Genomic DNA, 11,985 nt, shown 5'->3' on the forward strand with positions numbered 1-11,985 from the left:
GCCACGACGGCGTGCTGTGCAATTCACCCCGCCAGCACCCGCCCGATCCCACTGGCATCGATCTCTGCCGCCGCGCCACGCACCGCCCCCGCATCGCTGGCCGGATCGAAGCCGAGCCGAAAATGCAGCTCGCCCGCCTGTGTGCGCGAGGAGTGGATCGAAGCGAGATTCACCCCATGGCGCTCGAACACGTGCAGCAGCGCGCGCAAGGAGCCGGCGCGGTCTTCCGGCAAGTACACGCTGAGCGTGGCCTGCTCGGTCAGATCGGCGAGCAAGTACCCCACCCGTTCGTAGCTGTAGTTGCCCTGCGCGATCGCCGCCTCGCCCAGCGCCTGCCGGTTGGCGTCGAGAAACTCGGCACGAAACTGCGCGCGCGCCGCATCATCGCCACGGCCGACCTGATCGCGCAGCCGCGACAGCTGCGCGATCAGCCCGTCCAGCACATCGCCGACATGCGGATTGCCGAACTGGATGTCTTCGTAGATGGCCGGATTCAAGGCCAGGATGCGCGCGATGATCGCGGTATCCAGTTCGAACGAGGCCGAGCGGTACGGCAGCAGCGCCTGCAACGGCCCCAGCGCTGGCGCATGCTCGCGCAGCACGCCGGCCTGGGCCAGATGCGTGGCGTGGACCATCGCCTGCACCAGCGCCATCACCCGGTCGTGGTGCTCGGGCGTGGTGCGCACGCACTCGCCTTCCAGCGCCGCGTACAGCTGCTGCAGCCAGGCCTGCCACTGCGCCACCCGCGCCTCGCAGACCACCAGCACGCGGCCCTTGAGCGTGGGCGACTTCGGCGGCGCGGTCATCGGATGCAGGCCGGCCACTTCCGCCTGCGAGGCCAGCATCGCCGCCACCGGCGCGGCCTTGACCGAGGTGACGTCCAGCCAGAGATGGTCGCGCTCGCGGCCGCCGGCGCGCTGCACGTACTCGCCGATCAAGGCCGGCGTGTGCCGGATCGGCGCGGAGAAGATCAGCACCTGCGCCTGCTGCAGCAGCGCCTCCGGCGCCAGCGACTGCGGGTCGGCCGGATCGTGGCCGATCACCTGCAACTGCATGCGCTCGCGGAAGAAGCGGCTCAGCCAGCGGCCATAGGCGCCGGCACTGCCGACGATGCCGACGACCGGGCGCAGGCTCACGCCAGGCGCTCGGCGACGAAGCGCAGCGGCGTGGCCAGCGCAGCCGGCGCCGCCGCCAGCACGTCCAGTTCTTCCACATCTGCGGCCAGGGTCGCCTCCAGCGCCGCATGCACGCCGGCGATGGCGCAACCGATCGCCGCCTCGAAGCTGTCGCCGCGCAGCAGGAAGGCCACCAGCAGCGCCATCAACACATCGCCGGTGCCGGCGACATCCACCGGCAGCAATGGCGAGCACCAGCGGTAGACCGCCTCGCGGCTCACCGCCAGCGTCACCAATTGCCCGGCATCGCCGCCGACGCTGTGTGCGAGCACCCACTGCGGACCGCGCGCCAGCAACACACGCGCCGCGGCGATCGCCTCGTCCTGCGCCAGTGCCGGCATGCCGGTCAGCCGGCCGAGTTCGAACGCATTCGGTGTCACCAGCCACGCGTGCGGCAGCAGGCGTTCGGCGAAGATCGCTTCCAGGCCCGGTTCCACGTAGGGACCGGTATGCGTATCGCCGATCACCGGGTCCAGGCAGTAGCGCAGCGTCGGGCACTGCGGCAGCGTGGCGTCGAGCCAGTCGGCGAAGGCGGCGCCATTGCCGACGCTGCCGAAGTAGCCGGATACCAGCATGCGCGCGCGTTGCGGCAGGCCGCGTTCGCTGGCGCCGAGCAGCAGATCGGCGAACCAGTCCGACGGCAGCACCTTGCCGCGCAAGGTCGCATAGAACGGCGCATTGCTCAGCAGCGTGGTCGGGATCTCGGCCACGCGCAGGCCCAGCGCGCGCAACGGCGGCACCGCCGCGCTATTGCCGGCGTGGCCATAGACCAGTTGCGACTGCACGGAAATGACGTCGACCGGCACCGGCCCGTCGGGGCGCTGGCGGCGGCCATGGATGAGATGACTTGCAGCGGAGCTGTCGGCGGAAGCGTTCATCGCCGTAGTGTAGCGCCGGCGCAAGAGCGCCAAGAGGCGCGTGCATGCGCCGTGTTGCGGGGGCTTTCAGCAACAACGGCCTCAGCTGCGACGCTCCGACGAGAAAGCGTCGCGGCTGAAGCCGCTCCTGCAACAGGGGCCAGGATGCGGGAGAAGTCCAAACAACATCCGGAATCAAGAATTTCTATTTCTCACTCCGCTCAGCGGCGAAGCATTCCACTTGTAGGAGCGGCTTCAGCCGCGACGCTTTAACGGTAAAGCGTCGGGGCTGAAGCCCCTCCCACAAAAGCACTGCGGGAAACAACACCGGGACCATCACGAATCCCGGCTTCCAACAGTCGCAGGCTGGTCATCCCTAATCCCGAATCCCTAATCCCGGCTCACCTCACGACGTCATCCGGTCCCAGAACCCCTTCACGCCATCGATGAAGGTCGCCGACTTCGGCGAATGCTTGCGCGCGTCCTCGCCGGTGAAGGTGGATTCGAACTGTTCCAGCAGTTTGCGCTGGTCGGCAGTGAGGTTGATCGGCGTCTCCACCACCACGCGGCAGTACAGGTCGCCTTCGCTGCGGCTGCGCACCGAGCGCACGCCCTTGCCGCGCAAGCGGAACAGCTTGCCGGTCTGGGTCTCGGCCGGAATGCGGATCTCCGCCTCGCCGCCGAGGGTGGCCACGCGCACGGTGTCGCCCAGCGCCGCCTGCGAGATGCGGATCGGCACCTCGCAGTGCAGGTCGTCGCCGTCGCGCTGGAAGATCGGGTGCTCGCGCACGCGCACTTCCACGTACAGATCGCCCGGCGGAGTGCCGGCCGGACCGGCCTCGCCCTCGCCCGACAGGCGGATGCGATCGCCGTTGTCGACGCCGGCGGGAATCTTCACCGACAGCACCTTGGTCTCTTCCACGCGCCCGGCGCCATGGCACACGCCGCACGGGTTCTGCACGATCTGTCCGCGGCCGGCGCACTGCGGGCAGGTCTGCTGCATGGCGAAGATGCCACGCTGGATGCGCACCTGACCGCGCCCGTGGCAGGTGCCACAGGTCTCGACCTTGCCGTCCTCCGAGCCGCTGCCGTGGCAGTGCTCGCATTCGCTCAGGGTCGGAATCTCGATGCGGCGCTCGATGCCGGCCACCGCTTCTTCCAAGTCCAGCTCCAGCACGTAGCCGATGTCGGCGCCACGCCGTGGCGCACGCCCGCCACCGCCGGCGCCACCGAAGATGTTGCCGAAGATGTCGCCGAAGATATCGCCCATGTCCGGGCCGCCAGGGCCGCCGCCCATCCCGCCCATGCCGTGCTCGAATGCGGCGTGGCCATGCGCGTCGTACATGCGCCGGCGGTTGCCGTCGGACAGCACCTCATAGGCTTCCTTGCATTCCTTGAACGCGGCCTCGGCGGCTTGGTCGCCGGGATTGCGGTCCGGGTGGTACTTCATCGCGCAACGGCGATAGGCCTTCTTCAGCTCGTCGTCGCTGGCGGTGCGGGCCACACCCAGCACTTCGTAATAATCGCGTTTGCTCATGGCTGGGAATCGGCGATGGGGAATGGGGAATGGTTCAAAACGGGCATCCTGTAGCGATCGGTCATAGCGGCGATGAAACCGGGAACCTTAAAACGGCGAAGGAGCGGAGCCTGAGCACCGCTCCTTCGAAAACCGATTCCTTAAGGCTGGATCACGCCTTCTTGTCGTCCTTGACCTCGGTGAACTCGGCGTCGACCACGTCGTCAGCGTGGGCCGAGGACGCATGCGCGCCGCCGGCGTTGCCGCCCGACTGCTGCTCGCCCGCCGCCGCGGCCGCATACAGCGACTGACCGGCCTCTTCCAGCGCCTTGGTCTTGGCCTCGATCTGGCCCTTGTCGTCGCCCTTCATCGCGGTTTCCAGGTCCGCCAGCGCCGACTCGACCTTGCCGATCACGTCGCCGCCGACCTTGCTGCCGTGCTCGGTGATCGCGCTGCGGGTGGCGTGGATCAGGCCGTCGGCCTGGTTGCGCGCCTGCACCAGCTCATGGAACTTCTTGTCTTCCTCGCGGTTGGCTTCCGCGTCGGCGACCATCCGCTGGATCTCGTCGTCCGACAGGCCGGAGCCGGCCTTGATCTCGACCTTCTGTTCCTTGTTGGTCTTCTTGTCCTTGGCCGACACGTGCAGGATGCCGTTGGCGTCGATGTCGAAGGACACCTCCACCTGCGGCAGGCCGCGCGGCGCCGGCTCGATGCCGGACAGATCGAACTTGGCCAGCGACTTGTTGTAGCGGGCCTGCTCGCGCTCGCCCTGCAGCACGTGCACGGTCACCGCCGACTGGTTGTCCTCGGCGGTGGAGAACACCTGCGAGGCCTTGGTCGGGATGGTGGTGTTCTTCTCGATGATCTTGGTGAACACGCCGCCCAGGGTCTCGATGCCCAGGCTCAGCGGGGTCACGTCGAGCAGCAGCACGTCCTTGACGTCGCCGGCCAGCACGCCGCCCTGGATCGCCGCGCCCAGCGCCACGGCCTCGTCGGGGTTGACGTCCTTGCGCGGCTCCTTGCCGAAGAACTCGGCCACCGCCTGCTGCACCTTCGGCATGCGGGTCTGGCCACCGACCAGGATCACCTCGGTGATGTCGCTGGCGCGCAGGCCGGCGTCGTTCAGCGCGGTGCGGCACGGGTCGATGGTGCGCTTGACCAGGTCTTCCACCAGCGCCTCGAGCTTGGCCCGGGTCAGCTTGATGTTGAGGTGCTTCGGGCCCGACGCGTCGGCGGTGACGTACGGCAGGTTGACTTCGGTCTGCTGCGAGGACGACAACTCGATCTTGGCGCGCTCGGCGGCGTCCTTCAGGCGCTGCAGCGCCAGCGGATCCTTGCGCAGGTCGATGCCCTGGTCCTTGTTGAACTCTTCGACGAGGTAGTCGATGACGCGCTTGTCGAAGTCTTCGCCGCCCAGGAAGGTGTCGCCGTTGGTGGCCAGCACTTCGAACTGCTTCTCGCCGTCGACGTTGGCGATCTCGATGATCGACACGTCGAAGGTGCCGCCGCCCAGGTCGTACACCGCGATCTTGCGGTCGCCGCCCTGGCCCTTGTCCAGGCCGTAGGCCAGCGCGGCCGCGGTCGGCTCGTTGATGATGCGCTTGACGTCCAGGCCGGCGATGCGGCCGGCATCCTTGGTCGCCTGGCGCTGGCTGTCGTTGAAGTACGCCGGCACGGTGATGACCGCCTCGGTGACGGTCTCGCCCAGGAACGCCTCGGCGGTCTTCTTCATCTTCTCCAGCACCTGCGCGGAGATTTCCTGCGAGGCCAGCTTGCGCCCGTCGGCGGTGGCCACCCAGGCGTCGCCGTTGTCGTGCTGGACGATGCTGTACGGCACCAGGCCGATGTCCTTCTGCACTTCGGCGTCGGTGAACTTGCGGCCGATCAGGCGCTTGACCGCGTAGAAGGTGTTCTTGGGGTTGGTGACGGCCTGGCGCTTGGCCGAGGCGCCCACCAGCACTTCGCCGTCCTTGGTATAGGCGACGATCGAAGGCGTGGTGCGGTCACCCTCGGAATTCTCGATGACGCGGGCCTTGCCGCCGTCCATGATCGCCACGCACGAATTGGTCGTGCCCAGGTCGATGCCGATGATCTTGCCCATTGCAATGACTCCTGAAAGGTCGTGTAGCCGGCCAGTGCCGGGATCTGGTTCGGATATAGGGATGGCTGCAGGTCATTCAAGCCATCGCCGCAAATTAGCGTTCCACCGCCGCCGCGCCGGGTTCAGGCGCGGGCGGCCGGCGCGCTCAGTCGTGCTTGGCCACCACCACCAGGGCGGGCCGCAGCAGGCGGTCGTTGAGCAGGTAGCCCTTCTGGAACACCTGGATCACATGCCCCGGGGCCACGCCCTCGGCCTCGGCCTGGCTGATCGCCTGGTGATGCTCGGGGTTGAACGGCTCGCCGGTCGGGTCGAGCAGGGTCAGGCCGTTGTCGGCGGCGACCTTGAGCAACTGCTTGTAGGTCAGTTCCAGGCCGTCGCGCAGCGGGCTGGGCTCGCTGCCGGCGGCGCTCAGCCCCGCGTCCAGACTGTCGAACACCGGCAGCAGGTCGCCGAGCAGGCGCTCGTTGGCGAACTTGCGCGCCTGCTCCACGTCGCGGGCGATGCGCTTGCGCTGGTTCTCCAGGTCGGCGCGCTCGCGCAGGGCGTCGGCCTTGACCAGGGCCAGTTCGCTGCGCAGCGTCTCGATCTCCGCCTGCAGCGGATCGGTCGAGGGCTGCTGCGCCTCGGTCAGGTGTTCGGAATCGAATTCGGGGTGCTCTTGCGTCATGTCCGGGTCCCTGGCGGGGTACGTCCCGCCTTACCGGACCACCTATGTGGGCGGTGCGGGCGGATTCAAGTGAATCCGGGATGATCAGCCATTCGGCTGCTGAAAAGCCGGGGAGTCGGGATTGGGGATTCGCCTGGTACGGCGGGACGGTCGGCTGGCGGAGGGCGCTGCGGACGCCCCCTGCGCGTGACTCAGCGGTCGCCGGGCGGGGATGGGTCCAGACGGGCGCCGAGGACGTCGGCGGCGGTCTGGACCAGGGGGATGACCCGGTCGTAGTCCATGCGCTTGGGGCCGATCACGCCCAGCACGCCCAGCACTTGGCCGCCGGCCATGTACGGGGCGGTCACCAGCGACACGCTCTCCAGCGGCACCATGCCGGTTTCCTCGCCAATGAAGATGCGCACGCCCGGCGCGCGGATGGTGCGTTCGAGCAGTTGCAGGAGTTCGCGCTTGCTGGCGAAGACCTCGAACAACTCGCGCAGCCGCTCCAGGTCCGACAGGTCCTGCACGCCCATCAACTTGGTCTGCCCGGCCAGCACCATGTCGTCGCCGGCCGGGGCCAGCGCCTGCTCGGCCAGTTCGACGCTGTGCGCCAGCAGCTGCTCCATCTCGTCGCGCGCGTGGCGCAGGTCGCGCAGCAGGCTGGCACGGATGTCGGCCAGGGCGCGCCCGGCGAAATGCCGGTTCAGATAGTTGGCCACGCGCTCCAGTTCGGCCGGCTCGTAAGCCTTGCGCGGTTCGATGACCCGGTTCTGCACCTCGTTGTCGGCGAACACCAGGATCGCCAGCACCCGCCGCGCGTCCAGCGGCACGAAGTCGATGTGCCGGAACGCGAACTGCTCGCGCTTGGGCGCGCTGACCACGCCGACGAAGTGGGTCATCGCCGACAGCAGCTCCGAAGCGCTGCCCAGCAAGGCCTGGGTGCCGGCGGCATTGGCCATCTCCGCGCGCAGCCGTGCCACCTCGCCTTCGGCCGGCGGGCGCATCTGCACCAGGCTGTCGACGAACACCCGGTAGCCGGTGGCGGTGGGCACGCGTCCGGCCGAGGTATGCGGCGAGCTGAGCAACCCGGCATCCTCCAGGTCGGCCAGGATGTTGCGGATCGTCGCCGGGCTCACGTCCAGCCCGGCATGCCGGGCCAGGGTCTGCGAGCCGACCGGCTCGCCGTCGCGGATATAGCGCGAGATCAGCGTGCGCAGCAGCTGCCGGGCACGCGGATCGAGGCTGGAATGGACCGGGGAAGCGCGCATGGAATCAACCCGTGAGACTGGTCCTTAGATAATGTCTGCACGCCGGCTTGGCAAGTCATTGGCCCACCTACCCGCGCATGCTAGCGTTGCGCGGCTCCGGATGCAGACCCCATGCTCAGACATCTCTCGATCAAGGATTTCGCCGTCGTACGCGGCACCGAACTGGAATTCGGCCCCGGCATGACCGTGGTGTCCGGCGAAACCGGCGCCGGCAAGTCGCTGATGGTGGACGCGCTCGGCTTCCTGTCCGGGCTGCGTGCCGACAGCGGCGTGGTCCGCCACGGCGCCGACCGCGCCGAGCTGTCGGCCGAGTTCGTCGCCCCCGCCCAGGCCCGCGCCTGGCTGCGCGAGAACGAACTCGACGACGAAGACCACTGCCAGCTGCGGCGCGTGATCCGCGCCGACGGCGGCTCGCGCGCCTGGATCAACGGGCGCCCGGTGACCCTGTCGCAACTGGCCGAGCTGGCCGGCCACCTGGTCGAGATCCACGGCCAGCACGAACACCAGGCCTTGCTCTCGCGCGGCAGCCAGCTCGGCCTGCTCGATGCCTACGCCCGCAACGACGCCGAGCGGGCGGCGGTGCGCGCCGCCGCCGCCCGCTGGCAGGGCCTGCTCAGCGAGCGCGAGACCCTGCTGGCGCAGGGCGACGTCAGCGACCGCATCGGCTTCCTGCAGCACCAGCTGGCCGAACTGCAGCGCGAGGACCTGGACCCGGCGGCGATCGCCGCCCTGGACGCCAACCACCGCCGCCAGGCCCACGCCGCCGCGCTGATCGGCGCCTGCGAGGGCGCGGCGCAGCGGCTCAACGGCGACGAGGCGCCGGCGGTGCTGGACCTGCTGCAGCAGACCCGCCACGAACTCGGCAAGGTCGGCGAGTACGACCCGCGCCTGGCCGAGGTGCAGGCGCTGATCGACAGCGCCGGCATCCAGCTGGAGGAAGCGCTGGCGCTGATCGACCGGGTCCGCGACGACCTGGATGCCGACCCGGCGCAGTTCGACGAGATGGAACGCAAGCTCGGCCGCCTGCACGACCTGGCGCGCAAGCACCGGATCGGCGTGGACGCGCTGGCCGACCACCGCGACGCCCTGCTCGCCGAAGTGGAGAGCCTGCGCGGCGCCGGCGAGCGGCTGGACGTGCTCGACGCCGAGATCGCCCAGGCCACCCAGGCTTGGCGCGACGCCGCGGCCGCCCTGACCGCCACCCGCGACCGCGGCGCGCAGGCGCTCTCGCACGACACCACCGCGCTGATCGGCGAACTGGGCATGGGCGGCGGGCGCTTCCTGATCCAGCTCGAGCCGCACGACACCGAACGGCCGGACCCGGCCGGCGCCGAGCGGGTCGAGTTCCTGGTCGCCGCCAACGCCGGGCAGCCGCCGCGCGCCCTGCGCAAGGTCGCCTCCGGCGGCGAACTGTCGCGCATCTCGCTGGCGATCGAGGTCGCCGCGCTGGGCCTGGACGCGGTCCCGACCATGGTCTTCGACGAAGTGGACTCGGGCATCGGCGGCGCCGTCGCCGACATCGTCGGCAAGAAGCTGCGCGCGCTCGGCGAGCAGCGCCAGGTGCTGTGCGTGACCCACCTGCCGCAGGTCGCCGCCCAGGGCCACGCCCACTACCGGGTCAGCAAGGCGCCGGTCGAAGGCATGACCCAGAGCTCGGTGGAACTGCTGGCCCCGCGCCAGCGCGAGGAAGAACTGGCACGGATGCTGGGCGGGGTCGAGGTCAGCAAGGAAGCCCGCGCCGCGGCCAAGCGGCTGCTGCTCAGCGCGGGCTGAGTGGCTGGCGATCGGGCAGCGCCTGGCAGTGCAGCCCTGCCCAGGCGCCACAGGTCACAGAAAGCATCAAAAGCCCCTCTCCCACCGGGAGAGGGGTTGGGGTGAGGGTTCGGCGCAGAGCGACCAGCTGACCGATCCACCAGGCGACACCCTTACCCTCATCCGCCCCTGCGGGGCACCTTCTCCCGACGGGAGAAGGGAGAATCCTTAGCCCCTCTACCACCGGGAGAGGGGTTGGGGTGAGGGTACGTGGCGAAGCCCCAGTGCATCTGGCGCACAGGAAGGGGCGACACGCTGACCGGATTCACCCGGCAGCGGAAAACTCAGCCCTTCTTGCCGCTCGGCCGCTTGCTGCGCACGTACAGCACCAGCGAGTGCTCTTCAAGTTCGTAGCCGTGATCGGCGGCGATCTTGCGCTGCAATTCCTCGATCTCCGCGCTTTCGAACTCGATGATCTTGCCGGTATCCACGTCCACCATGTGGTCGTGGTGGCCGCCGCGGTCCAGCTCATACACCGCCTGGCCGCCCTCGAAGTTGTGCTTGAGCACCAGCCCGGCCGCCTCGAACTGCGTCAGCACCCGGTACACGGTGGCCAGACCGATCTCGTCGCCGTGGTCCAGCAACTGCCGGTAGATCTCCTCGGCGGTCATGTGGTGCCGCGCCGACTTCTGCTCCAGCAGCTCGAGGATGCGCATCCGGGGGTGCGTGACCTTCAGGCCGACTTTGCGCAGATCGTGGGATTCCATGGCGTCTCCGTTCATAGCTGGTTTATCGCCAGCTGCCTGGGAATGGGTCGCGGCGGTCGCCGGGAGTGTATCATCGACGTGATTTCATTCAGCCCTGTCCCCGATGCGCAATCTCCTGCTGGTCGCCGCTGTTGCCCTGTCCACCGCTGGCTGCGGCATCATTTACAAGCAGCCCATCTACCAGGGCAATCTGATCAAGCCGTCGGCCGTCGAACAGCTGAAGGTCGGACAGAGCAAGCAGCAGGTCAGCGCGCTGCTGGGCAGCCCCTCGATCCCGGATCCGTTCCATGCGCAGCGCTGGGACTACACCTCCACCGAGCGTGTCGATCGCGTGGGCCGTACCGAGATCAAGAACTTCGTCGTGTTCTTCGACAACGACATGGTCACCCGCTGGGAAGGCGACTACTTCCCGGACCAGGACGAAGAGCTGGCCAAGAACAGCGTGCGCCAGTTCGGCCGCAACCTGGCCAAGGACAAGAAGAAGCAGCGCCGCGGCGAATGAGCCGGCGGCCGCGTCGCGCCCCGCCGCTCAGCGCGGCTTGGCGCGGCGTCGCCTGGCGTCCTTCGGGTCGATCAGCAACGGCCTGAGCAGTTCCACCCGGTCGCCGTCCTGCAACAGCCGCGTCGGCGCGGCGACTTCGCCGTAGACCGCGCATGGCATGCCGGGCGTCGCTTCGGGCAACGCGGCGGCGGCCAGCGCATCGGCGACGGTCGCGCCTTCCGGCAGATCCAGCCGCTGCGACACGAAGCGCTCCGGCCAGGCCAGCACCACCTCGATCTGCATGGCGGCTAGGCCTGTTCCCGGTCGGCCACGCGCACGAAGTCGTTGACCATGCGGTCGGCGAGGCTCTGGAAGCCCAGCGCCAGCGCCGGCCCCAGCAGGCGCGAGGCGGGTTCGAAGTCGAGCATCAGGCTGACCTTGCTGGCGTGCTCGTTGAAGCCCTGGAAGGTCCACTGCCCCTGCAGGCGCTTGAACGGACCGTCGCGCAGCTGCATATCGATGCGATCCGGGCGCTGCAGGCTGTTCTCGGTGGTGAACCAGGTGCGGAACGAACCCAGACCCAGGTCCAGCCGCGCCACCAGGACGCGGTCGTTCTGCTCGAGGATATGCGCCGCATCGCACCAGGCGAACCGGCGCGGATAGGCGGCGACGTCGTTGACCAGATCGAACATGCGCGTTGCGGCGTGTTCGACCAGAGCGCTGCGGCGGATGATAGGCATTCGGGACGGAAGTGGGACCAAGACGTTCGGGAGGCCCCGAATCGGAGACAATAGCAAGATGAGCAAGAAACCCGCCAAGGATAAAGCAAACGGCGCGACGGCCAACAAGACCATCGCCCTGAACAAGCGCGCGCGCCACGAATACCACCTGGAGGACCGCTACGAGGCCGGCCTGGCCCTGCAGGGCTGGGAGGTGAAGTCGATCCGCGCCGGCCGCGCCAACATCGGCGAGAGCTACGCCTTCGTGCGCCAGGGCGAGCTGTTCCTGTTCGGCGCGCAGATCACCCCGTTGATCCAGGCCTCCACCCACGTGGTGGCCGACGACCGCCGCACGCGCAAGCTGCTGCTGCACCGGAACGAGATCGACAAGCTGATCGGCCGCGTCGAACGCGACGGCTACACCCTCGTACCCACCGCGATGTACTGGAGCAAGAACAAGATCAAGCTCGAGATCGCGCTGGCCAAGGGCAAGCAGGACCACGACAAACGCAACGCGGCCAAGGACCGCGACTGGGCCCGCGACAAGCAGCGCATCATGCGCCGGCACAACAAGAATGCCTGAGGAGCTGGGATTTGGGATTCGGGATTGGGGATTCGCAACAGCGAATCTCCTGCCCGCCCCAGCGGCCCTGCCCGCCTCGCCTTTCCCGCAGATACCGTCTTGCCCCCTAGCAGGCAG

The 11,985-nt window shown here is 68.6% G+C and carries 12 protein-coding genes; 3 read left to right on the forward strand and 9 right to left on the reverse strand.

From position 1 onward, the window contains the following. Positions 1 to 23 precede the first annotated feature (23 nt). From SLW56_RS20620 to hrcA, 6 genes are all read right to left on the reverse strand, one after another. Positions 24 to 1,136 carry a prephenate dehydrogenase gene (locus tag SLW56_RS20620; RefSeq protein WP_320695396.1) on the reverse strand — a complete coding sequence of 371 codons (1,113 nt, stop codon included), beginning with the start codon at positions 1,134 to 1,136 and terminating at the stop codon, positions 24 to 26. After that, entirely contained in the window at positions 1,133 to 2,053 is a 921-nt protein-coding gene (gene pdxY / locus SLW56_RS20625; protein ID WP_267085550.1) for a pyridoxal kinase, read from the reverse strand. Before pdxY ends, SLW56_RS20620 begins: the two co-directional genes overlap by 4 nt. A gap of 385 nt (positions 2,054 to 2,438) precedes the next feature. After that, positions 2,439 to 3,569: a molecular chaperone DnaJ gene (gene dnaJ / locus SLW56_RS20630; RefSeq protein WP_017908540.1), complete on the reverse strand. Its 1,131-nt coding sequence runs from the start codon at positions 3,567 to 3,569 to the stop codon at positions 2,439 to 2,441. Between the two features lie 151 nt (positions 3,570 to 3,720). Then, positions 3,721 to 5,649, reverse strand: coding sequence for a molecular chaperone DnaK (gene dnaK / locus SLW56_RS20635; protein WP_017917724.1), 1,929 nt, complete (start codon positions 5,647 to 5,649; stop codon positions 3,721 to 3,723). A gap of 145 nt (positions 5,650 to 5,794) precedes the next feature. Beyond that, positions 5,795 to 6,316: a nucleotide exchange factor GrpE gene (gene grpE / locus SLW56_RS20640; protein ID WP_010344263.1), complete on the reverse strand. Its 522-nt coding sequence runs from the start codon at positions 6,314 to 6,316 to the stop codon at positions 5,795 to 5,797. A 191-nt stretch (positions 6,317 to 6,507) separates the two neighbouring features. After that, a complete protein-coding gene (gene hrcA, locus SLW56_RS20645; RefSeq protein WP_017908542.1) occupies positions 6,508 to 7,566 on the reverse strand; it encodes a heat-inducible transcriptional repressor HrcA in 1,059 nt (352 codons plus the stop codon). Between the two features lie 111 nt (positions 7,567 to 7,677). Here hrcA and recN point away from each other — a divergent pair, with 111 nt between their 5' ends. Further along, entirely contained in the window at positions 7,678 to 9,339 is a 1,662-nt protein-coding gene (recN, locus tag SLW56_RS20650) for a DNA repair protein RecN (RefSeq protein ID WP_267122409.1), read from the forward strand. 323 nt (positions 9,340 to 9,662) lie between these two features. Here the strand turns inward: recN and fur are convergent, their stop codons facing one another. Beyond that, positions 9,663 to 10,085 (reverse strand): ferric iron uptake transcriptional regulator, encoded by a 423-nt coding sequence (fur, locus tag SLW56_RS20655; protein ID WP_026143876.1) that lies wholly within the window; start codon positions 10,083 to 10,085, stop codon positions 9,663 to 9,665. Between the two features lie 103 nt (positions 10,086 to 10,188). On the opposite strand from fur, the gene bamE reads away from it, so the two are divergent. After that, positions 10,189 to 10,587, forward strand: a complete 399-nt coding sequence (gene bamE / locus SLW56_RS20660; RefSeq protein ID WP_017908545.1) for an outer membrane protein assembly factor BamE — start codon at positions 10,189 to 10,191, stop codon at positions 10,585 to 10,587. 27 nt (positions 10,588 to 10,614) lie between these two features. On the opposite strand, the gene SLW56_RS20665 is transcribed toward bamE, so the two are convergent. After that, complete coding sequence (locus SLW56_RS20665; RefSeq protein WP_152235801.1) at positions 10,615 to 10,869, reverse strand: RnfH family protein; 255 nt, start codon at positions 10,867 to 10,869, stop codon at positions 10,615 to 10,617. A 5-nt stretch (positions 10,870 to 10,874) separates the two neighbouring features. Then, positions 10,875 to 11,306 carry a ubiquinone-binding protein gene (locus SLW56_RS20670; protein WP_026144297.1) on the reverse strand — a complete coding sequence of 144 codons (432 nt, stop codon included), beginning with the start codon at positions 11,304 to 11,306 and terminating at the stop codon, positions 10,875 to 10,877. 58 nt (positions 11,307 to 11,364) lie between these two features. Here SLW56_RS20670 and smpB point away from each other — a divergent pair, with 58 nt between their 5' ends. Continuing rightward, entirely contained in the window at positions 11,365 to 11,868 is a 504-nt protein-coding gene (smpB, locus tag SLW56_RS20675) for an SsrA-binding protein SmpB (RefSeq protein ID WP_010344270.1), read from the forward strand. The last annotated feature ends 117 nt before the right edge of the window (positions 11,869 to 11,985 follow it).

The organism is Xanthomonas sp. LF07-6 (genome assembly GCF_034105445.1).
Lineage (GTDB): Bacteria > Pseudomonadota > Gammaproteobacteria > Xanthomonadales > Xanthomonadaceae > Xanthomonas_A > Xanthomonas_A sontii.